This is a genomic window from Streptomyces sp. PA03-1a (assembly GCF_033792805.1).
Lineage (GTDB): Bacteria > Actinomycetota > Actinomycetes > Streptomycetales > Streptomycetaceae > Actinacidiphila.
The window spans coordinates 1-21,664 of the sequence record NZ_JARAVO010000165.1 but is presented as its reverse complement, the minus strand read 5'-3'; the positions used below and the strand labels follow the sequence as shown (position 1 = coordinate 21,664).

The window sequence follows — 21,664 nt, the reverse complement described above, 5'->3', positions numbered from 1 at the left end:
CCGCAGGACATCCCCGCCGAACTCCCCCCGGCCCTGACCTCGGACGACACCCGGTTCACCGCCCTGTACCGCGGCCAGCTGACCGGCACCGCGCCCGGACTCACCGGCGGGCGCCCCCTGGGCCGGCGACTGAGCTGGCAGGACGGTCCGTCGCGACGGCACACCCCGTCCGGGGAGCCGGCGGCCGCGGGACGGCGGCTGCTGCTGGTCGGCCCGGCGGGTTCCGGGCGCAGCGCCGTGCTCGGGCACCTGGCGGACCGCGTCGCGGCCGGCCCGAGCGGAGCGCCCTGGGGCTGCCAGGTGGCGTTCACCCTGCGGGCGGACACCGGCGGCCTGCCCTCCCCCGACGGGATCGTCCAGGCGGCCGCCCCCTCGCTGGCCGCCCGGGAGCCCGCGGGCTGGACCGCCCGGCAACTGCGCGGCGGGCGCGCGCTGCTGGCCGTCCACGGCCTGGACCGCGCGCCGGTCCACATGCGCCCCGCGGCCTGGGAATGGCTGCTGCGCACGGCCGAGCACTACCCCGACGCCGTGATCCTGGTGGAGGCCAACGGCAGTTCGGTGCCCTGGCACCGGATCGACGGTGTCTTCACCCCGGTCCTCCTCGACCCCCTCGACCCCGCGGAACGCGAAGCCCTCCTCGCCGGGGGCGATCCCCTCGCCGGCGCCCCCGGCGGCAGTTCCGCGCTCACGGCCCTGGCCGACGACCCGCTGCTCGCCGACGCCGTGCGCTGGCCGTCCGCCGCGGTCGCGGTCCGGCACGCGGCCCGAGCCGCCGGGGACCGCGGGCCGGACCGCATGGATCTGCTGCGCGCCGCGGTGGCCGCCGTCTGGCGTCCCGACCGGGAGGCCGCCAACGCGCGTACCAGAGTGCGCGACAGCGTCCTGCGGGCGGCGGCCGGCGGCCTGGCCGCCGCGACGCTCGGGTCCGGCGACGCCCCGCTCCCGGCCGACACGGCGCTCGACGCGCTGTACGGACTCAACGCGCCCGGCCTCACCGGCAGCGTTCCCCCCGCCCGGCTGCTGTCGCAACTGGCCGATGAGGCGGGCATCCTGTACGCGCCGGCTCCCGCGACGATCGCCTTCGCCGGCGAGTCCGTACGGCAGTACCTCGCGGCGGAGCACCTTGCCACCCACCCCGGCCCCGACGGCGACCGGATCCTCGCCGAGCACCTCGAACGGACGGGGTCCGCCGGGCTCGCCCGTCTGGTCGCCGAACTGAGCGCGGTCCGCAAGTCGCTCCCGGACGTCCCCGGTCTCCTGGAGCACGGTGCCACCGGCCGGCGCCTGACGGCATCGGCGGCGCCGGGGATGCGGGCCACCGGTCCCGTCGTCGTACGGTCCGCGGAGGAACTCTCGGGCCTGGCGGCGCGGCGGGACGCCGCGCCCGAGGTCTGGTGCCAGGGGCCGCTCGGGGAACTGGAGGCCGTGCTGCCCGGGATCCCCGGACTGCGGAACCTGGTGATCCTGGACCACCCGGAGATGACCGCGGTGCCGGACCTGAGCCGCTGCGCCGCGCTCCGGTCGCTGCGCCTGTCGAACTGCCCCCGGCTGCACGACCTGACCTCCCTCGGCGCCTCCCCGGTGATGTTCCTGACCATCGCGCCCTGGCTCCCGTCCCTGGACCTGAGCCCGCTTCGGCGTGCGCCCTGGCTACGGAGGATCGACCTGGTGACCGCCGCTCCGCGGGGCGGCGACGACGCCGTCCGCGCCCCGCGCGTCGGGCGGGCCGACGTGCGCGTGCTCGCGCCGCCGGGGCCCCCGGGAGGGCCTCCCGGCCTGTAGATCAGCCGCGACGCGGTCCGTTACAGTGGCGCCACAGCGTGTGGTGGCATGACGTTCTCGGGGGGCACATGCGGTACACCAAGGTCTTCGACCCGCAGGCGCCCGGCGCCGTCGGGGAGACCGGCGCCGACGCATCCTCGGGGCGTCAGGACGACCAGGTGTACCTGTTCGACGAGGACACGGTGCTCGCCGTCAACGTCGCGCTGGTGACGCGCCGTCCGCTGCTCGTCCTCGGCCCGCCCGGCTCCGGCAAGTCCACGCTCGCCCCCAACGTGGCACGCGTCCTGCGCTACCGCTTCTACGCGGAGGTCGTCACCGCCCGCACGGAGGCACCCGACCTGCTCTGGCGCGAGGAGGCGTTCCGTCAGCTCAACGACGCCTCCCGGGGCCAACTCGGCTCGCCCGGCGACCAGCCGTACCACCGGCCCGGCCCCTTGTGGAAGGCACTGGACCCCGCCCAGGACGACACGGCGCCCGACGGTCTGCGCGACCGTCCCGCCGTGGTCCTCATCGACGAGATCGACAAGGCGGACCCCGACCTCCCCAACGCGCTCCTCGACCCGCTGGACAACCTGCGCTTCGAGGGCCCGGACCGCTCCCGGGTCACGGTGCGCCCCGAGATCGGGCCGCCGCTGGTCGTCATCACCAGCAACGAGGAACGCGAGTTGTCGGCCGCGTTCCGGCGGCGCTGCATCCCGCTGCGGCTGCAGGTCCCCGGGCGCGCCCACCTGCTGGAGGTCGCCCGGCTGCACATGGGATCGGACTTCGATCCGGAACTCGGCGCCGAGGTGGCCGACCTCTTCCTCGCCCAGGGCTCCGGTACGGGACGTCTCGCGGCGGCGAGCACCGCGGAATACCTGGACACGCTGCGGGCGTGCCACGAGATGGGGCTGACCGCCGATTCCGAACTGTGGCGCAGCGTCGCGCGGTTCGCCATGGTCAAGGACACCTACGAGCCGACGGCCTTCGCGTGAGCCGCGGTCCGGTGCACGCCGGCGACGTCGTGCGCGCCGCCGCCGCGCTGGGCATCGCCGACCCCGCCGGCGTCCTCTCCCTGGTGCGCGCCATGGGTCTGCCCGGCCCCGGACCCCGGCCCCCGGAACCGGACGGCCCGGCGACGGAACCCCGGCGGGGCACCGAACCCGCGCCGCCGGCCCGTCCCGTCGGCCGGACGGTGCCCGGGGACGGCGGCGGCGTGCCGGAGCCGTCCCCGCGGACCGCCACCGGCGCCGACCCCGCGGGCCGGTCGGTCATCACCTTCGCGCCTCCGCGGACCCCGCCGGGACCCGGGCGACCGGCCGGTGAGCCGGCGGGTCCTGAGGAGCCGCTCTTCGCCGACCGCGGGGAGGTCACCGAGCAGCCGCCGTCGCCGCCGTGGAATCCGCGCACCCAGCAGGCGATCATGCTCACGGTGGCGGCCACCGAGGCGCTCGGCAGGGATCTGGACCACCGCAGGCTGATCGACCTGATGGTCCGGCGCCTGGGCGGCAGGCCGTCGTCCGGCCTTCGCCTCCCCTACCGGCCCCGCCCCACCACCCGGGCAGGGCTGCACGTGCTGCTGGACCGGAGCCCTTCCATGCGGCCGTTCCGCCACGACCACCAGTGGGTCGCCCGGCTGGCGCGGCAGGTACTCGCCCCCGACCAGCTGCGGATACTCGACTTCCGGCTGCCCCAGGGCGCCAGCGCGGACGGCGGCCGCACCTGGGGTGCGGCGGTCCGCCCGGCACCCGGCACTCCGGTGCTGCTCGTGTCCGACCTCGGCCGGCTGCGCCCTCCGGTGGCGGTGCGCAACCAGGCGTCACCGGCCGACTGGCTCGCCTTCCTCGGCCGGCTGAAGCACGCCGGCCACCCGGTGACCTGCCTGACCCCGTTCAGTCCTGACCTCTACCCGCCCGCCGTCCGCCGGTTGGTGGCCCTCGTCCCGCTGGACCGCCGTACCTCGGTGTGGTCGGCGCGCTCCCAGATCAGACGGCTGCGCCGCCGGAGGCAGGCATGGTGACGGCGGCGGCCGGACGGACCTCCGCGGCCAGGCTGATCCACGAACAGCGCCAGGAGGAACCGGACGTGGTCCGGCTGGCCCAGTCGCTGAGCCTGGCGGCCCAGGCCGAACCGTACGTCGTGCGTGCCGCGCGCCTGCGGTTCGTGCCGCGCAGCAGCGCCGGGCTGGAGGCCCAGCTGTGGTTCTCGCCCCTGGTCGAGGCCGCAGGCGGCCTGACCATGGTGCTCGACCCCGCGGTGGCTGCGGTCCTGCGCCGGGACCTCGCCACGAACGACCGCGCCCTGCTGGCCTCCGTCCGCAGCTTCACCGAACGCGCCCACCACGACGCGCCGCTGGCGGTGCGCACCTTCGAGACCCTCCTGTGGGCCGGCACGGCGCAGGCCGTGCCGGCGGAGGGCGACATCCGGCGGGAGCTCGAACCCTTCCTCGCCCAGGTGCTCTCCGACGGCCCCGAGGCCCTGGAGGCCGGCCGGTGGGCGATCCGTCACCTGCCCCGGCTGCCCGACGCCGTACGGGACTCGGCACCCGCGAGGCGCCTGCGCATCGCCGCGGCCGAGCGCCTGGGCCTGGAGCTGACGCCCGCCGCGGCGGGCCTGCTCCCGGAGGAGGTGACGGCCGTCCGCCGGATGGTCCACCGTGACGTCGACGTCGGGATCCGAGCCGAGCCCGGCGGCATCGTGCTGACCAGACCTCCCGAACGCGACGCCCAGGTGTGCCAGGTGAGCGGGGCCGCCCGGGTCAGGCTGCGCCTGCGCGCCGCGCTCCCCGGAGCGGCCTGGCACGAACTGGACCTGCACGACCGCAGACGGGCCGCCGCGCCCCTGGACGTGGTGGCTGCGGCCCGGCTCGACGGCAGCCTGGACGGCGCCCGGGCCGAACTGGGGGACGTGGTGCGCTGCGTCTGGGCCGGGGAGCACGGAGCGCTCGCGGTCAGCGCGGCGGGCCGTACCGAGATCCGGGTCGACGCGGCCGGACGGGTGCTGGTCGCGGACCTCCCGGTGCCCCCCGACCTGCTCGCGGTCGCCGACGCGGGCCCGCCGAGGGCGGCCGCGGCCGGCGGCTCCGGGCTCCAGGTGGTCGGAGCGGCCCTCGACGCCTCGGGCGAGGTGACCGCCCATCCGTGGTCCCCGGCGCCGACGGCCCTGGGCTGGGCGGCGCCGGGCGGGCCGGGCAGCGGCCCGGCGGTCCTCTGCGTGGCGGAGGGCCGGAAGGTGCACCTGCTGGACGACGGCGATCCGCGGCGCGTGGTGCTGACCCTCGATCACCCCGCCGACGTCACCCACCTGTGGACCTCGGTCTCGGCGGCCCTGATCGCGGTCGCGGACGCCGAGGGAAGGGTCGTGGCACGTCACGCCGCTCCCGGGAACGGCATGGTCTCCCGCCGGTTCGCCACCGGGGGGTCCCCGGTGACCGCGCTCGCGGGCGACCCGCTGACCGGGGACGTCGTCTGGGCCACCGAGGACGGCCGGGTGTGGCTGGCCCGGAGCCCGGAGGACGACGCGCGCGATCCGGTGCCGCTCGGCCGGCTGCCCCGGCCGGCCACCTCACTGGCCGTCTCCTCCTCCGACGCCACGGTGGTCGCCGCGGACGGGGGACGCCACCTGCTGCGACTGCGTCGTCCCGCGGCCGGCGACCCGGAGGACCCCGGCTCCGCGCCGCTCCCCGGCGCCCGGCTGCCGTTCCAGGTGCGCGAGGTGTTCGCGGCCGGCCGGGGCCGCCTGATGCTCACCGGAACCGGCGGGCCGGTCGAGATACGGTCCGAGGACGGCAGGGTGCACCTCGTCCTGCCCTACCCCGCCGCCGCGTCCACTTCCGCGTCGCAGGCGCCGGGGCCGGGGCCCTCCTGGCTGCGCGCATCGGTCGGCGTCGCGCTTCCCGGCCCCGGTCCGGAGGCGCCGCCCGAGGATGTGCTGCGAGCCGCCCGCCGCTGCGGCATCGGCCACATCCGGCTCTCCGGGCCGCACCCGCATGACCCCCGTCGCACGGACCTCGTGGTCGAGCGGGCCGGGGAGGCCGGACTGCGCGTCGTCGCCGGCCTTCCCGCTCCCCCACCGGAAGCCGCGCCCGCCGACGTGCTGCTCGACGCGCAGCGTCTCCTCGACGCCCGCGTCGACGCACTGCTGCTGGAGGACCTGGCGGCCTGGCCCGCCCACCTGCTGGACGACCTGCGGCACCTGACGGACGCCTACACCGGTGCGGGCCTGATCGGCATCGCCGGCCCGGGGACCACCGGCGGGCCGGAGGAAACGGCCCCGCGAAGCGCCGTCCATCTGACCGTGGGCCCTGCGCCGCTCCCGCGACCCGGGGCCTGGACGGTCCCGCTGGGCACGGCCTGGGTGCTCCCGGATCGGCCGCCGGCCGATCCGGGGGTCCTGCTGGCCCTGCCCGGCTGCCACGAGGTCCCCGCCGGTCTGCTGACGGCCACGGGGCACCGGGCGGAGGCGCTGCGCGTCCTGCTCTCCGTCCGGGCACGGCAGCAGGCCCTGGTCCACGGTTCCGTCGACGCGGCGCTGCCCGAACCGGTGCCCGGGGTGACGGCGTTGTGGCGGCGCCACGGCAGCGAGGCCATCCTGTGCCTGGGCAACGCCGGCGACGCGCCGGTCACGGTCACCGTACCGGCGCCGCCCGACGGGCCCGAGCTGGTCGGGATCGCGACGCTCGGCGCCGCCGCGGGGGAGCCGCGGCCGCTCTCCACCGTACGCCCGTCGGCCGGCGGGTACACGATCACCGTGGCCCCCGGTGCGACCCACTGGCTGAGCCTGTGGGAGAGCACCGACCCCGGATGGCGGCCGGGCGCATGAACGGGACGACGTCGCGCCCGCTGGTCTTCCTCAGCCGCAGCGAACCGCCCGGCTGCACCTGCACCTGCTGGCCGGCCAGGAGATCGGTGATCGGCCTGCTCGAGGCCGCCGGCTGCGAACCGATCGTGATCGACCGGCAGACCCTGGTGCCGGGCCAGGACTGGATGGAGGCCATATCCGACGGCATGGGCAACGCCCACGGCATGGTGCTGCTCGCGTCGCCGCACGCCGTCGAGTCACCGCACGTCCAGAACGAACTGGCCATGGCGGAGCTGCGCAACCGGCACGACGGCTTCCCGATCATCCTCGTGCTGCTCCCCGAGGTCGACCGGGAGGGCCTGGAGGCCAGCAGGCTCGGTTCGCTCAGTCCCACCCGGCGGCAGAACATCGACTGGCCCGTCGACGGGGACCTGGCCGACGTCGTCAGGGACATCACTCCCCAACTGGAGCTGATGCGGGCCCAGGTCAACGAGGACCGGGTGCACCAGCGGGTCGTCCAGCACCTGCGCGAGGTCGACGGGCCCGTCCTCAGCCGTGCCGGGGACCGGCTCGGTGTCTCGCGGGAGATCCTGCTGCCCCTGATGCACCACCGCGTCGCCGAGGGGCTGCTCACGGAACGCCGCAGTGAGCCCCAGGACGATCCGCTGCGCGCGGCCCTCACCGAACTCCTGCCGCTCCAGGCGACCTCCGGATCGCGCGAGGTGATCGAACTCAGCGTCACCCATGCCCGGGTCCCCGCATCGGACTCCCGGCGCATCAACGAGGTGCTCACGGCCCCGGCCGCCCCGCGGGCCGCGGTCCTGCCCGCACACTCCACCGAGACCGCCCGGCGCTTCGTCCACCGCGCCAGCGGACAGCCCGTGGCCTGGGACCACTTCGTCGTGCCCATCGACGTGGGTTCCGGCGTCGCGGAGAGCCTCATCGCCGGAGTCCGGGACCACCTGACCGAGGTCGACGTCCACGACCTGGAGACCCTGCTGCAGCACGAGCACGACTTCGGCCCGGTGGTGGTGATCGTGCCGCATCCCCCGGACCCCGACCTCGTGGCGCGGCTCGGCGAGGAGTTCCCGGCGGGCGTGCTCTTCCTCTTCGTGGTGGACGGCGACCTGCTCGGCACCGCGCCCGATCCGCTGCCGCGGCTGCAGGGGCTGCCCCGCCCGCACGAGGAGGAGATGAACCGCACCATACGCACCTTCGTGCGCCGCTACGCGGGCCGCAACTGACGACGAGCCGCCCCCGGGATCCGGGAGCGGCTCGTCGTGGCGGCGGTCCGGCCGCCGGGTCAGATCGGCGGCATCTCCAACTCGAAGTCGATGCGCCGCTGTTCCCTCATGGCGACGGTCGTGGGGTGGGTGTCCCCGAACCGGGCGGCGGACCGGCGCGTGATCTCCCGCACGCGGTCCTCCGCACCGGGGTCGCCGAGGCGCATCCGGTCGACCGCGAGGTTGTACTCACCGCAGAGCACGCGGGGGTGCCGGTCGCCGAAGAGGGACAGGAACTCCCGGTGCGCACGCTCGTCCTCCGCCACCGCCTCGTCGTACCGCTCCAGCTGGGCGAGGACCCCCGCCACGTCGGCCCGGCAGGCGACCGCCGCCGGATGCCCGCCGCTCACGCGCCGTTCGAGCGCGGCGAGCGTCGGACGTCCCAGGTCGAGGGCGGCCAGCGGTTCTCCGCCCAGCCTGCGGGCGATGATCAGGTTGGTCGCCGCGGCGAGCGTGAACGGGTGCTCGGCGCCCAGCGTCGTGTGGTAGTTCGCATGGTTGCGCTCGGCGATCTCCCGGCCCTCGTCGAAGGACGGGTCGCTCTGCGTGCCGGCCAGCGCGAGCAGGTCGCAACTGAGGTTCGCCGCGCAGGCCAGCGTCTCCGGGTGCCGATCGCCGTACCGGCGCCGGTACTGGTCGTACGTCGTGCGGGACAGGGCCTCCGCCGCCCGGAACTCGCCGAGCCGGCGACGGGTCACGGAGAGCGAGGCGTCGGTGCGCATCACCTCGGGAGAGTGCTCCCCGGACAGGGCGACGTAGTGCTGCCTGGTCTCCAGCAGCAGTTCGAGCGAGCCCTGGTAGTCGCCCATCTCGCGGCGGTCCAGCGCGGCACCGAGCGCGTAGCGCGAGCAGGCGGGGCTCCTGACCCCCAGCACCTGACGGGCCGTCTGGTAGGCCTCCTCGGCGAGTGCCAGCGCCTCACGGGGGCGTCCGATGAGGTTCAGCGACACGCCGTAGTTGTTGATGGCGCGGAGCGTGTCCGGGTGGTCGTTCCCCACCGACCGGCGGTACCGGTCCAGGGTGTCCGCGTCGGACTCGCAGGCCTCCGCGTAGCGGCCAAGTCCGTTCAGGTCGGCGCCGACGTTGCGGGCGGTGATGAGGGTGTGCGGGTGGGCGAGACCCAGCGCCGGGTGCTCACGCTGCCTGCGCAGGGTGTCCGAGTCCAGTTCGAAGGCCTCGGCGTAACGGCCCATCGAACGGAGCGGGTTGGCCAGCTGCGCCGCCAGGCGCAGGGTGAGCGGGTCGTCGGCGCCACGGTTCGCGGTCCACGCGTCCAGGGCCCGGCGCCCCAGACCGATCGCCGCCAGGTGGTCCTTGACCAGCCACAGGTTGCGGACCTGGCTCACCACCCACTCACCGACCTGCGGGTCGACGCTCTCGATGGCTCCGGACGGCTCGAGGTGCGGGCGGAGCTCCGCGAAACGCTGGAGCGACGCCGGGTGGTCCTCCCCCTGCGAGGGCGAGGGGAGCGCGCTGGCCAGCACGAGGTGGGCCTGGCTCCTGGTACGCGCCAGGGCGTCGGGGTCCACCGCCATCCACTCGCGGACGAGGGCCTGCAGGAGCCGGTGCACCTGCAGCGAGCGTCCCTCCAGGCGGGCGAGGGCGTACCTGCTCAGATCGCGGATGAGGTAGCCCATGATCATCGGGTCGCGGAGCGCGGAGTCGGACTGGGCCAGCTCGTTCCGCATGCCGTCGCTGTAGAGCAGCGAGTCCGCGATCGGCTCGGGTGAGAAGAACGAGCACAGTTCCAGCAGGCGGACGGCCGCGGGCCGCTCCGCGCGCAGCCGCTCCACGGACAGCCGCCAGACGGCGGGCAGTTGGGTCTGCCGCTCGAACTCCCCCGCGGGGCCGGCGCTCAGCACCTCACCGACGCGGCTGCGCACCTGTTCCAGGTAGGTGTCCACCGGCATCCCGGTCTCCCGGAGCCACGCCGCGGCGAGTTCCACGGCCATGGGCAGGTCGCCGAGTTCCTCGGCGATCCGGTCCGCGTCCTGACGGGTCAGGTTCTCCACGCGGCGCCGGAGCAGCGCGACGCTCTCCGCCCGCCGGAAGACGCCCACTTCGACGGTGGCGGGGCCGCTGTCGGACTCACGTGCGGTGATGATGACGTGCCCCGGCCCGTTGGAGGGCAGGTAGTCCTCGAGCCGGCGGCCGCTCTGGCGGGTCTCCTCGTCGTTCGCCGCATTGTCGTAGACCAGCAGCCACTTGCCCCGCCTGCCGCTCTCCAGCTCGGCCAGGGTCGCCATGGCCAGGTCCTCGGCGGTCTCGCCCTGGACGCCCAGCTGGACGCCCAGGTTCGCCAGGCTCTGCGGGATCAGGTCGGTCTGCTCCGCCGGGATCCAGTGCACCAGGTCGTACTGGGCACCGAAGCGGTGGACGTACTCCAGGGCGATCTGCGTCTTGCCCATGCCGCCGAGCCCGTAGAGGAAGAGCCGGTCCGCCGGCGTGTGCACGTCGTCCAGGGAGTCCTGGCCGAGGTCGTCCCAGAACTTGTCGAGCTCCTGGTCCCGGCCCGTGAACAGGTTGTACCGGGGCGGGGCCTTGAACGTCGAGGGGGCTTCGCCCGGGTACCGGGTGCGGCCCGCGACGGGCTCGTTGAGGGCCGGCACCCCGATGAGCGCGGTCACCCGCTCCAGCGCCGTCGCGGCCGTCATGCCGACCAGGGAGAACCCGGGGAGGCTCGCCAGCGCCGTCGGGGTCTGGAACTCGCGAGTCCGCAGGCCGAGGATCCGCGGACCGTCGCCGCGACGGTCGGCGGCCTCGACCAGGGTGACCAGTTCCTCGGCGACGTTGGTGTTCACGAAGTCCGGTGACAGCAGCGCCAGGACGGTGTCCGCGGCGGTCGCGGGGACGGGCGCCAGCGCGGTGGCGCTGCTGGGGCGCAGTGTCACCGCCACGCCCGCCGCCTTGAGCTGGTCGGCGATCCACTCGGCCCACAGCCGGTCGCGCAGGGCGTGGTCGATGCGGACCCGCGGGGTGGCCGCGCCGGCCACGGGCACCCGGTCGAACCGCTTGACCAGCGACGCCCGCTGTTCCTCCGCCATGTGCCCGATCGCGGTCACCTCGCCGCGCGTGATGACGGACGTGAGGCGTTCGTAGGCGGCGAGCAGCGTGCCCTGGTTGCGGATCGGGTCCTTCAGGGTCGCCAGGACCTCTTCGTAGGCGTAGTAGGGGCGGTAGGGGATCTCGATGTCACCCCAGTACCGGTCCGGGTCCGGGTGCGCGGATTCGTCGAGGAACTCCTGGAAGCGGCTGCGCGCGTGCTGCCGGGCGGTGTCCAGCCGGTCCTGCTCGGCGGGGTCGACGCGCATCGGCACCGGCAGGATCGTCACATGGGGGGCGAACCTGCGGACGTCGCGCGCGACGTTCGCGCCGCCGTCTACGGACTGGACGTTGAAGGTGAAGCAGTTCACGAGGACGTCGGGCAGCAGGAGCGTGGTGATGCCCGAGGTGTCGCTGAAGCCCGTACGGCTGTCGATCAGCGCGTAGTCGTAGCCCGCCTGCATGTCCTCGCGCAGGGCGTGCAGGAACGCCTTCCCGTTCCGGTTCTCGTAGAAGCCGCGCCAGTCGTAGGTGTTGACGTTCTCGGAGTACTCCGGGGTGCGGCGGCCCGAGGAGACGAACTCGATGAAGCCGCCGCCGGGGAAGGAGCACTCCAGCGAGTGCGCGTGACGGTCGACGCGTGCGTACGTCCGCAGGCCGTCCGTCAGGTGCGGGCTCATCCGCTCGAATTCGCGGACGAGGTCGATCACGCCCGGCGTGGAGCTCAGTTCGGGGTCCCGCAGGAAGGGGGCGAAGTAGCGGTGCAGACCCGGCGCCTCCAGGTCCCAGTCCATGACCAGGACCCGTTTGCCGTTCGTGGCCAGGATCCAGGCGACGTTCGCCATGGCCATGGTGCGGCCCGTACCGCCCTTGAACGAGTAGAACGTCACTACGGTGCCGGGCCCCTGGGCGCCGGGACCGCCCGAGTCGTGCGTCATGAGGAAGACCTTCCGAGCAGGGGGAACGAGTCGAGGCCACCTGTGGGCGTGGGCAGGCGCTGAGCGACCTGTGCGGACTTCATGGCGTCGTTCTGGGCGCGGACCAGGGCCTTGCGGAGCGCGGCGGTGAACTTCTCCTCGTCGGGCAGTCCCCAGCGCTCCAGTTCCGTGGCCTGGCCGCGCAGCGTGGGCAGCACCTCGTCGAGGGCGGCGTCCAGATCCTCGGCGTGCTGCCACGACTGGGTGTCGTCCTGGTTGCGCGGTTCCAGCACGGCCGTGCCCTCGGGCACGGCGGCGTCGAGCGAGGTCAGCAGGCGCTGCTGCCGCTCGGCCTTGGCCGCCCAGGCGTCGACCAGCAGGACGACCAGTTCCTCCGGCCGCGGTCCTGAGCCCACCTGTTCCACGGTGCTCTCCTCGAGCGCCAGGACGTCGGGGGCGAGGTCCAGTTCCGCCGCCGTGTCGCAGAGCAGGGAGGCCAGCTCACCGGGCCGCCCGGGTGCGTACGGGGACCAGTCGACGGGCGTGGTGCCGTAGTACTCGCGAGCGGTCCGCTCGCCCGGCAGGTCGTCGGCGGCCGCTGCGGCCACGACGAAGCTCACCGTCTGGTGTCCCGGGTACGGCGGGAGCGGCGGGGCACCCTGTCGCCTGCCGGTGGCGTCGAAACCGGCGGCGTCCGGGAGGTGCTGCCCGAGGGCGGCCGCCACCCGGTCCGCGAGGGCCGCCACCACCAGCCGGTAGTCCTCGGCGTACCGGGCCTTCAGCCGCAGGAGGTGGAGCAGTCCTTCACGGGCGTAGGCGGCCGAGTCGGCGGTCAGCGGACCCTTCCGCCGGACGACGGGCGGCAGCGGCTCGGTGGCCGGCGCCCAGACCACCGGGATGATGGCGTCCGCGCTGCGTCCCGTCCGGGACCACAGCACCTCGGCCCGGTGTTCGAAGTAGGACCATTCGGTGGCGCAGTAGGACTGGCCGAAATACGCCGGTGTGTAGAGCGCCACCATGGTGGTCGCACCGCGCATGCGCTCCACCGTGGCCTCGGGTGACCGGGGTGTGCCGCTCACTCCGACCGACTCGGGCGACTCACCGGTCCGGGCGGCGACCGCGTTGCGGAGGTCCCGGAATAAGGTCGCCGTCCACTCGTCGTCGACCCCGCGGATATGGCTCATGTAGAACCGGCTCATGGTGACTCCGTCGCGCGTGTCGGGACGCCCCGCAACGAGCGCGGCAGCGGGGACGACTCGATAGGGACCAACGGCTCGCCGTAGGCATCACTATTCGAGCAATAGCGGATAAATACCACATCCGGGCACCGCAGACGGGCGCGCATCGGGACCGTCACCCCTTCCTGATCAGGCTTTCCGCACCGTCCGTCGGGGAGCCTGCTCGGCGTGCCCGTGCGCTGCGGGGACAAGGGGAACACACCCGGCGGGCGGCCCGGCCGGCCGCGGGGGCTGCGGGGCGCGCGACCACCGGCGCGGTGCGCCGGAGGTTCATCCGGACGGGTACCCGCCATGGACCGTTCGGCCATCCCGGCGGACGGTGGAGGGGCGCTCATGACGCCCCTCCGATCAGAGCGCGGACGTCGGCGGTCACCCGGTCCCTGATGTGCTCGGTCAGCAGTTTGAGATCGGCGCAGTAGACGCTCGGATTGGCGAACCCGCTCGAGGGGCGGTAGCGGTGCGCCCGCAGCCCGCCCCCGCACAGCCGCACCACGCCGCAGGCCCGGCACTCCGGGGAGAGGGAGCTCAGCCCGCGGCCCTGCTCCCGCAGCAGCGGATGGTCGGCGGCGGTGTCGAAGTCGTCCGCGCCGATGTCCAGGCCCATGGCGGTGGCGCCTTCGTACGCCGCCTTGAGCGAGTCCGGCTGTTCGATCGACCCATCGGTGTCGACGACCACAAACGGCGGGCGGTCGAGCCCGACGGCTTCGGCGGTCGCCTTGCCGCCGAGCACCAGATCCATGATCGTCTCGAACAGCCGGATCCGGGTCTCGCGGACCGGCGCCGCGTACCAGCGGTCGAAGACCGCGAGCAGCCACCGGCCGTAGGGGGCCGTCGCGGGGTCGTGGCCCGGTGGCGGGAACTCCCAGGTCGCGTGCGGGAGCAGCAGGTCGATGACCGGGGGCCGGTGGCTCAGCAGCGATTCGTAGACACCGAGGGGTTCATTGGCGAGGTCGACCGTACACAGCAGGCCGCCGTATAAGCCGGCGTTCTCCGCGCGCCGCAACAGCCCGATCCCCCTCTCGGCAGCAACGTGGCTGCTCTGCCCCCCACGTGTGCGCCGGTGGCGGTCGCTGGCGTCCCTGCCTCCGTCGAGGCTCACCCCCACGCGCACACCGTAGCGGCGGAACAGGTCCATCCAACCAGGGTTCAGCAGCGTCCCGTTGGTCTGTGCGGCAAATTCCACGGACGTGATTCCGTGCGCCGCCTCGCGCACCGATTGCAGCAGGTGCTCGACCCGTCGCCGTCCCGCCAGCAGGGGCTCACCGCCGTGCAGGACGACCCGGACGGACGGCAGCCGGTGACGCCCGGCGTGCTCGGCTATCCGTGTGGCCAGGCGCTCGGCGAGGGCACGCGAGAGCACGGCGGGCTTGCGCTGCCAGCTGCTGTCGCGGAGTTCGTAGACGTAGCAGTACGAGCAGGCGAGGTTGCACAGGCCGTGCACCTTCACCACGAACTCGTGGATGGGCCGCGTCCCCTCCATCACCGACCTCCCGCCGGGCCCTCACCCCCGTCCCGGGGTCACAACGAGGAATCGAATCCGGTGTGCGGGTCGGGAACGTGCTCCGACCGGTCCTCCGCGACGCGGAGCAGCGATTCCACCAGTGCGCACGGTGGGAGCGCGCGGAGGCGCTCCGGCTCGATGCGCAGGTGCATGACATCGCCGTGCGCGTCACGTGGTGCCGTTTCCATCGACCAATGCCCCCGGTACCCCTTGCCGCCCACGGTGGCTCGACCCTGCCGACGCGTGCGTGATCGGACGTGGCTGGAGCCCTCGGGTGTCACCGCCGGCTCCCCCGTGCTGACTGCTGAAGTGTCCCTCCCAGGGAAGCACAGCGCCACGGACCAGGCCAGACCGCCTCCCGGACAGCTTCACGCCCTCTCGCGCGGCATCGGACGCCACGCCCGGAACGGAGGACCGGTCCGCCGTACGATGCGAGCCGGTCCCGTTCTCCGGCCGATGTCACCGCGTGCCACCGCCGCCGCGGCTCCCACCGCACCGGCGCGCGGCCGGACCTGACGGTGCGTCATCACCGTGCGGATCGCGCCGCATCGGGGCCGGCCCCGCACCCGCACCCGTACGGACCGGGGCGATCCGGTCACTACGTCCGGACGATCTTCGTCGTTTGTTCATCTGCGCGCCCGATTACGCTGGTCCGGCGGCGAGATGATCGGCATTCCGACCGTAGCGCAACGGAGAGACGATGCTCCCCAAGAGAACCTACGCCGCGCTCACGACCGCGGCTGTCGCTGCCGGCACGCTGGTGGCCGCGAGCCCCGCGAGTGCCCACCACCCGCACGTGACGCCGGCCTTCCAGCGCACCGCCACCTACCCGGTCTTCCAGAACCGCCCGGCGGGCGAGGACCCGGCAACGGCGACCGTCGCCGAGATCTCGGCGGTCAGCGAGGACGGCCGCACCCTGGTCTACACCGACGCCCTGGCGCGCCGGATCGGCTTCCTCGACATCAGCAGGCCGGGCAGCCCGCGCGGCCTCGGCACCCTGTCGCTGGCCGGGCTCGGCGACTCCGAGGACGAGCCCACCTCCGTGGCCGTGGTCGGCCGGTACGTGCTGGTCGTGGTCAACACCAGCAGCGGCTACTCCACCCCCTCCGGACGTCTCGACGTCATATCCCTGCGCGACCGCAAGCGGGTCACCAGCATCGACCTGGGCGGCCAGCCGGACTCCATCGCCATCACCAAGGACAAGCGGTACGCCGCAATCGCGATCGAGAACGAGCGCGACGAGGAGGCGACCCCGCCCGGCGGCGAGGAGGGCGACCTGCCCCAGGCCCCGGCCGGCTTCGTGCAGATCGTCGACCTCAAGGGCAGCTCGCCGCAGCACTGGCGCACCCGGCCCGTACCGCTGACCCGGCCCGACGGCGGCGCGCTGCCCGTGCTGACCGCCGCCGGGATCGTGGAGCCCACCGACCCGGAGCCGGAGTACGTCGCCGTCAACGGCCGCAACCAGCTGGTCGTGACGCTGCAGGAGAACAACGGGCTCGTCCTGGTGGACCTGCCGACGGGCCGCATCACCAAGGCCTTCAGCGCCGGCACGGCCACCGTGCACGGCATCGACACCGTCAAGGACGGCGTCATCGACCAGACCGGCTCGATCACCGACGTGCGGCGCGAGCCCGACGCCGTCAACTGGATCGACGACCGCTACTTCGCCACCGCCAACGAGGGCGACTGGAAGGGCGGCACGCGCGGCTGGACCGTCTTCGACAGCCGCACCGGCAAGGTCGTGTGGGACGCGGGCAACAGCTTCGAGCGCCTCGCCGTCCGCTACGGCCTGCACAATGAGGACCGCGCGGGCAAGAAGGGCACCGAGCCGGAGGGCGTGGTCGTCGCCTCCTTCCACGGCGTGCGGTACGCCTTCGTCGGCTCCGAGCGCAGCAACTTCGTCGCCGTCTACGACGTCAGCCGGCCGACCGCCCCGGTCTTCCGCCAGATGCTGGCCACCACCAACGGCCCCGAGGGACTGCTGCCGATCCCGTCGCGCGACCTGCTCGCGGTCTCCAGCGAGGAGGACGACGCCTCGGTCAACGTGCGGGCCTCGGTGAGCCTGTTCCAGCTGAGCAAGGGCACCCCGTCCTTCCCCGGCATCGTCTCGGCCTCGGACTCCACCGGCGCGCCGATCGGCTGGGGCGCGCTCGGCGCGCTGTCCGCCGTCCCCGGCCGGCCGCACGAGCTGTACACGGTCACCGACGCGGCGTACTCCGTCACCAAGATCATGACCATCGACACCTCGCGGAAGCCTGCGGTCATCACCCGGGCCCTGACCGTCAAGGGCGCCGACGGCAAGCCGGTCGGCTACGACGCCGAGGGCATCCACGCCCGTCCCCAGGGCGGCTTCTGGCTCGCCGTCGAGGGTGCGACCGGCGACGGCAACAAGCTGGTCCGGCTCGACCGCGACGGCGTGACCCGCCAGGTCGTCACGCTCCCGGCGGACGTCGCCGCGGGCCTGGCGAAGCAGGGCTTCGAGGGTGTCACCGCCACCACCGACCGGGGCGGCCGCGAGGTCGTGTGGGCCACACTGCAGCGCGAGGTCAAGGGCGACCCTGCCGGGGTCGTCCGGATCGGCCGCTACGACGTCCAGTCGGGCACCTGGAGCTGGTTCGGCTACCGGATCGGCACCACGGACACCCCGGGCGACTGGATCGGCCTGTCCGAGATCACGGCGGTCGGCGACAAGCTCGCCCTGATCGAGCGGGACAAGCTGAACGGCCCGGCCGCGAAGCTCAAGCGGGTGTACACGGTCGACATGCCGAAGTCCGCCGCCCCGTCGGGCCCGCTCCAGGTGCTGCCCAAGAAGCTCGCCCACGACGTGCTGCCCGACCTCCGGTCGACGAACGGGTGGACCCAGGAGAAGCTCGAGGGGCTCACCGTGGGCGGTGACGGCCACGTCTACGCCGTGACCGACAACGACGCCCTGGCCGACGCCACCGGCGAGACGGTCTTCCTGGACCTCGGTTCCGGCAGGAAGGTCTTCGGGCAGCGCTGATCCTCCGCGACGCCCTCCCCCGTACGGCCGCCGGTCCGCCGGCGGCCGTACGGGGCGGGCCCGTACGCATCGGGCCCGTGCGAGCCCGGCCGGTCACGCCTCCGGACGGCGCGCGAGGAAGACGAACTCCCGGCCGGGCCGGTCCGGGGCGTCCCGCACCTCGTCGAGGTCGTACCCCTGCGCGGTGAGCGCCGCCTCGACCTCCTCCCGCTCCCGGAACCGGAGGGTGGAGGTCGAGGTCAGCACCTCCCGGCCGGCGGCCAGGACGTAGGTCCAACGGAACGTCACCAGCGGCCCGCTGACGTCGAGCAGGTCGACCCAGTGCTCGACCGGTCCTGTGCCCGGCACGTCCACCACCCGGTGCGTGGCCTCGCGGTTCCAGCCCTCCCATGCGCGCTTCGCCGGGTCCCGGGTCTCGAACACCAGGCGGCCGCCCGGCCGCAGCGCCTCGTACGCCCCCCGCAGGGTGTCCCGCCACGCCGCGGGGTCGTCGATCGCCTGGGCGACGTTGGCCGTCATCGTCGCCAGGTCCACGCGCAGCGGCGGTAGCGCCGTCGCGTCACCGCGGATCCACCGGACCCGCCCACCCCCCGGCTTGGCCCGGGCGACGTCGAGGGCCGCCCCAGCCGGGTCGACGGCGACGACCTCGATGCCGAGGCCGGCCAGGCGCAGGGCGAACACCCCCGTTCCGCAGCCGATGTCCAGGACCCGGCGCGCGTCGTACTCCCGCACCAACGCGGTGTACGCGTCGAGGTCGCCGCGACCGGGGTCGTCGAGGGCGTCGTACAGCGCGGCGAGCCGCGGGTCCCGGAATTCCTCGTCAGCCATGGGGGCGACGCTACCCGCGGTGGGACCCACGTCACATCCGTGCCCGCGTCACGTTTCCACCGGCCCGTCCGTCATGGCTGCGTATCCGTCACCACGCAAGAGGAGCCCATCATGGAAGCCCGCGTGAACCTGTTCGGCAACGACCTCGCGCTCAGGTTCTTCAAGCACCTCAACTCGGCGGGCAAGGTGCCCGCAGAGTCGGGGCTGCCGACCGCGACGCAGGAGCTGGTGAAGATCCGCGCCAGTCAGATCAACGGCTGTGCCTTCTGCGCCGACATGCACACCAAGGAGGCCGCCGCGGCCGGTGAGACCTCGGTGCGCCTGAACCTCGTCGCCACCTGGCGCGAGGCCACGGTCTTCTCCGAGGCCGAGCGCGCCGCCCTCGAACTCACCGAGCAGGGCACGCGCATCGCGGACGCCGCCGGGGGCGTCACGGACGAGGTCTGGGCGAACGCCGCCAAGCACTACGACGAGGACCAGCTCGTCGCCCTGATCGGCCTCATCGCCGTCATCAACGCCTACAACCGGGTCAACGTCATCAACCGCCAACCCGCGGGCGACTACCGGCCCGGCCAGTTCGGCTGAGGGCGGGCGCCCCGGCCCGTGCCCACGGGCCGGGGCGCCGCTGCACCCTCCGGGCGATCCCAAGTGCCGCTGCCACGGGCCGCGGACGCCGGGTTGTAGCGTGATGCGGCATGAGGACCAGTTCGCCGCTCTCCGCGGTCCCCCGGCTGTCAGGCGCGATCGTCGTCGGCGCGGTGACCGGCGTGGTCGTCGGTGTCCTGACCGACGCGTCGCTGGGCGTCCTCGCCGGGATCGCGGCGACGGAGACGGTCTTCGTCGTGACGGGCTGGCTCGTGCTGTGGCCGATGGACGCGACCGCCACCCACCGCAACGCCCGGCGGGAGGACTTCCGGCCCGTCGTCGAGGAGCTGGTCGTCGTCGCCGCGGCCCTGTGCGGGCTGCTGGCCATCGTCGTCCTGCTCCTGCGCGGTGGCACCGACAAGGATCACGCCGCGGCGGCGACCGCGCTGGGCGGGGTGTTCATGGCCTGGGCGGCGCTCCACCTGATGTACGCCGCGCGCTACGGGTACCTCTACTATGCGGCCGCGGCGGGCGGGATCGACTTCAACTCCCCGCACCCGCCGACGTACCGGGACTTCTTCTACTTCAGCTACAACCTGGGCATGACCTACCAGGTCTCCGACACGGACGTCTCGAGCCCGGCGATCCGTGCGACGGTGCTGCGGCACTCGCTGCTGTCGTACGTCTTCGGCACCAGCATCCTGGCCACGACCATCAACCTGGTCGCCGGGATGGTCACGGGCTGAGAGCGGACCGGGCGTGCAGCTTATATCCCGAGCCGAAAATTCCTGTCAAGTCCCGAATTGCAGCGACATGACGCCGGAGGCCGTACCCGGCTTACTGGAGACATCGGGTTCCACCCCCCAGGGGCGGCCCACCGGACCACCACCGGAACCCCCTCCACACCCGCTCACGAAGGACGACAACCATGACCCCCACCCTCCGCACGAAGCGCCTCGTCACCCTCACCGCCGTGGCCACCCTGGCCGCGGGAGGGGCGCTGCTCCCCACCACCGCGTTCGCCGCCACCGCGCCGGCCGAGGCGCACGCGGCCACCGCGAAGGAGTCCGGCCGGGGTGGCGGTCACGGCGGAGGCCGGGGCCACGACGACGATGGCTGGGGTCGCGGCGGCTGGGACCAGGGCGGCAACCGCCCGAACGCCAATGGCAACGGCAGCATCATCATCGTCGTCGGTGACAACAACTCCACCAACATCAACAACGGCACCGTCAACAACGGCGTGATCTTCGACTGAGCGTCGCGTCCGTCCCGCCGACCCGAAACCACCAGCACCTCCGGCCACCGGGGGTGCTGTTCCCGTCCCCGTGCACGGACAGGCGCCGGCCGGGCCCACGGGTCACTCCTCGGCGCAGAGCTCGTCGCCCGGCGAGGTGCGCACCCGGGCCAGGAGACCGCGGAGCGCCGTGACCTCCTCCGGGGACAAGTCCCCGAAGAGCCCCCGCTCGACCTCTTCCACCGCCGCCTGGGCCTCGGCCAGCACGCCCCGCCCCCGGTCCGTGATGGCGACGATGTGCCGACGGCGGTCGGACGGGTCGCGACGGCGCTCGACGAGCTCCGCGGACTCGAGGTCGTTGAGGATCGCGACCATGATGCTGGGATCCACCTCGAGCGCCGCGACGAGACCCTGCTGCCCCATGGATCCGCACCCGCCGAGCAGCATCAGCGTGGCTCCGGCCCGCGGCGCCAGGCCGCAGGAGGCGAAGGCGCGCTGGACGCGGCCGTTCGCGATGGCGCCGTGCCGGGCCAGCAGGAAACCGAGCTGCTCCAGCGGGTCGCCGCCGGCAGCACCCTCAACCGCGATCTCGTTCACTGCCATGCCTGCATGATAGCGCGCCACCAACCATCGTGATCGATGGGTAATCCATGACCTTCAACGATTTCGCGACCACGACCCCACCACGACCCCCACGGACGAGGTCGCTCCCAGCGGTCGTTCGTGCCCCGTTATTCCACTTCTCCCGATTCCTTGCGCGAGGCGATGGTCACATCCCATAAATGATTGACCCTCCTCAATCATCTGTTAGGTTCCATTCACCAGCGATCCACAGCGACGCCGGCCCCGCGGAACCAGCACCTGCGAACCAGGCGCCCCGCCCCGGCGGCACCACGGAATCGCCCCCGCACGACGGGGACCGGCCCACCCGGCCGGACCGTCGTCCGACGCCCCGCACACCGGGGCACAGCTAGGAGACACCAGTCATGAACAAGTGGACGCGCATCATCGCCACCTCCACCGCCTCGGTGGCACTCGCCGGCACCGCCCTGCTCGGAGCCACGGGCTCCGCCTCCGCCGCCCCCCGGCCCGCCGGGGACCAGCACGCCGTGAGCGTCAGCAGCACGGCGTGGGACAGGTACGCCGACCGCACCGGGAACGACGACCGGCGCTGGAACGACGAGATCACCCGCCACCACTACGACTACGGCCACCACCAGGTGCAGTACTGGTACGGGTACGACGGCAAGCTCTACCGGTACGACGGCCACCGCCTGGCCCGCTGGTCCCACGGTCACTGGGTGACCGTCTGGCAGTCCCACGGCCACGGGCCCGTCCGCTGAGGCGCGACCGGATCCGGCGCACCCCGCCGGGCCGCGCACGCCCCGCCGACAGGCAGGAAGCCACGCCGGTGCCGAGCCGCCCCGTCCTCGCACGGCCCGGCACCGGCGTGGCTTCCTGCCTGTCTGCGGGG

At 73.7% G+C, this 21,664-nt stretch carries 15 protein-coding genes; 10 read left to right on the top strand and 5 right to left on the bottom strand.

Annotated elements, in window-relative coordinates:
- The 5 genes from PV341_RS30640 to PV341_RS30620 form a co-directional block, all read left to right on the top strand.
- A partial coding sequence (locus PV341_RS30640) for an NACHT domain-containing protein (protein WP_500359527.1) occupies positions 1–1,782 on the top strand: 1,782 nt, incomplete at its 5' end.
- A 68-nt stretch (positions 1,783–1,850) separates the two neighbouring features.
- The gene (locus PV341_RS30635; protein WP_500323448.1) at positions 1,851–2,756 is read left to right on the top strand and encodes an AAA family ATPase; all 906 of its coding nucleotides are present in this window, start codon (positions 1,851–1,853) and stop codon (positions 2,754–2,756) included.
- Positions 2,753–3,781, top strand: a complete 1,029-nt coding sequence (locus tag PV341_RS30630; protein ID WP_500323447.1) for a hypothetical protein — start codon at positions 2,753–2,755, stop codon at positions 3,779–3,781. Before PV341_RS30635 ends, PV341_RS30630 begins: the two co-directional genes overlap by 4 nt.
- Positions 3,775–6,582: a hypothetical protein gene (locus tag PV341_RS30625; protein ID WP_500359526.1), complete on the top strand. Its 2,808-nt coding sequence runs from the start codon at positions 3,775–3,777 to the stop codon at positions 6,580–6,582. The genes PV341_RS30630 and PV341_RS30625 overlap by 7 nt, the downstream gene beginning before the upstream one ends.
- Positions 6,579–7,805, top strand: a complete 1,227-nt coding sequence (locus PV341_RS30620) for a toll/interleukin-1 receptor domain-containing protein (protein ID WP_500323444.1) — start codon at positions 6,579–6,581, stop codon at positions 7,803–7,805. Before PV341_RS30625 ends, PV341_RS30620 begins: the two co-directional genes overlap by 4 nt.
- 59 nt (positions 7,806–7,864) lie before the next feature.
- Here the strand turns inward: PV341_RS30620 and fxsT are convergent, their stop codons facing one another.
- The 3 genes from fxsT to PV341_RS30605 all read right to left on the bottom strand — a co-directional run bounded on the left by fxsT (position 7,865) and on the right by PV341_RS30605 (position 14,521).
- On the bottom strand, positions 7,865–11,824 hold the full coding sequence (gene fxsT, locus PV341_RS30615; RefSeq protein WP_500323443.1) for an FxSxx-COOH system tetratricopeptide repeat protein: 3,960 nt from the start codon (positions 11,822–11,824) through the stop codon (positions 7,865–7,867).
- Complete coding sequence (gene fsxC, locus PV341_RS30610; RefSeq protein ID WP_500323442.1) at positions 11,821–13,002, bottom strand: FxsC protein; 1,182 nt, start codon at positions 13,000–13,002, stop codon at positions 11,821–11,823. Before fsxC ends, fxsT begins: the two co-directional genes overlap by 4 nt.
- A 370-nt stretch (positions 13,003–13,372) precedes the next feature.
- Positions 13,373–14,521, bottom strand: a complete 1,149-nt coding sequence (locus tag PV341_RS30605; RefSeq protein ID WP_500323441.1) for an FxsB family cyclophane-forming radical SAM/SPASM peptide maturase — start codon at positions 14,519–14,521, stop codon at positions 13,373–13,375.
- 721 nt (positions 14,522–15,242) lie between these two features.
- On the opposite strand from PV341_RS30605, the gene PV341_RS30600 reads away from it, so the two are divergent.
- Complete coding sequence (locus PV341_RS30600; protein ID WP_500359525.1) at positions 15,243–17,543, top strand: esterase-like activity of phytase family protein; 2,301 nt, start codon at positions 15,243–15,245, stop codon at positions 17,541–17,543.
- 93 nt (positions 17,544–17,636) lie between these two features.
- Here the strand turns inward: PV341_RS30600 and PV341_RS30595 are convergent, their stop codons facing one another.
- The gene (locus PV341_RS30595; RefSeq protein WP_500359524.1) at positions 17,637–18,371 is read right to left on the bottom strand and encodes a class I SAM-dependent methyltransferase; all 735 of its coding nucleotides are present in this window, start codon (positions 18,369–18,371) and stop codon (positions 17,637–17,639) included.
- 111 nt (positions 18,372–18,482) lie between these two features.
- Between PV341_RS30595 and PV341_RS30590 the strand changes: the two genes are divergently transcribed.
- The 3 genes from PV341_RS30590 (at position 18,483) to PV341_RS30580 (ending at position 20,211) form a co-directional block, all read left to right on the top strand.
- Positions 18,483–18,956, top strand: coding sequence for a carboxymuconolactone decarboxylase family protein (locus PV341_RS30590; RefSeq protein ID WP_500323437.1), 474 nt, complete (start codon positions 18,483–18,485; stop codon positions 18,954–18,956).
- Positions 18,957–19,066: 110 nt separating this feature from the next.
- Positions 19,067–19,702 (top strand): DUF1345 domain-containing protein, encoded by a 636-nt coding sequence (locus PV341_RS30585; RefSeq protein WP_500323436.1) that lies wholly within the window; start codon positions 19,067–19,069, stop codon positions 19,700–19,702.
- 182 nt (positions 19,703–19,884) lie between these two features.
- Positions 19,885–20,211, top strand: coding sequence for a hypothetical protein (locus PV341_RS30580; protein WP_500323435.1), 327 nt, complete (start codon positions 19,885–19,887; stop codon positions 20,209–20,211).
- A 102-nt stretch (positions 20,212–20,313) separates the two neighbouring features.
- Here PV341_RS30580 and PV341_RS30575 read toward each other — a convergent pair whose 3' ends face one another.
- Complete coding sequence (locus tag PV341_RS30575; RefSeq protein ID WP_500323434.1) at positions 20,314–20,793, bottom strand: MarR family winged helix-turn-helix transcriptional regulator; 480 nt, start codon at positions 20,791–20,793, stop codon at positions 20,314–20,316.
- Positions 20,794–21,176: 383 nt separating this feature from the next.
- On the opposite strand from PV341_RS30575, the gene PV341_RS30570 reads away from it, so the two are divergent.
- Positions 21,177–21,533: a hypothetical protein gene (locus PV341_RS30570; RefSeq protein WP_500323432.1), complete on the top strand. Its 357-nt coding sequence runs from the start codon at positions 21,177–21,179 to the stop codon at positions 21,531–21,533.
- Positions 21,534–21,664: the final 131 nt, after the last annotated feature.

Coding starts and splice junctions, on each gene's coding strand:
- PV341_RS30635 (WP_500323448.1), top strand. CDS start 1,851: ATGCGGTACACCAAGGTCTTCGACCCGCAGGCGCCCGGCGCCGTCGGG.
- PV341_RS30605 (WP_500323441.1), bottom strand. CDS start 14,521: ATGGAGGGGACGCGGCCCATCCACGAGTTCGTGGTGAAGGTGCACGGC.
- PV341_RS30580 (WP_500323435.1), top strand. CDS start 19,885: ATGACCCCCACCCTCCGCACGAAGCGCCTCGTCACCCTCACCGCCGTG.
- fsxC (WP_500323442.1), bottom strand. CDS start 13,002: ATGAGCCGGTTCTACATGAGCCATATCCGCGGGGTCGACGACGAGTGG.
- PV341_RS30575 (WP_500323434.1), bottom strand. CDS start 20,793: ATGGCAGTGAACGAGATCGCGGTTGAGGGTGCTGCCGGCGGCGACCCG.
- PV341_RS30620 (WP_500323444.1), top strand. CDS start 6,579: ATGAACGGGACGACGTCGCGCCCGCTGGTCTTCCTCAGCCGCAGCGAA.
- PV341_RS30595 (WP_500359524.1), bottom strand. CDS start 18,371: ATGGCTGACGAGGAATTCCGGGACCCGCGGCTCGCCGCGCTGTACGAC.
- fxsT (WP_500323443.1), bottom strand. CDS start 11,824: ATGACGCACGACTCGGGCGGTCCCGGCGCCCAGGGGCCCGGCACCGTA.
- PV341_RS30570 (WP_500323432.1), top strand. CDS start 21,177: ATGAACAAGTGGACGCGCATCATCGCCACCTCCACCGCCTCGGTGGCA.
- PV341_RS30585 (WP_500323436.1), top strand. CDS start 19,067: ATGAGGACCAGTTCGCCGCTCTCCGCGGTCCCCCGGCTGTCAGGCGCG.
- PV341_RS30590 (WP_500323437.1), top strand. CDS start 18,483: ATGGAAGCCCGCGTGAACCTGTTCGGCAACGACCTCGCGCTCAGGTTC.
- PV341_RS30625 (WP_500359526.1), top strand. CDS start 3,775: ATGGTGACGGCGGCGGCCGGACGGACCTCCGCGGCCAGGCTGATCCAC.
- PV341_RS30600 (WP_500359525.1), top strand. CDS start 15,243: ATGCTCCCCAAGAGAACCTACGCCGCGCTCACGACCGCGGCTGTCGCT.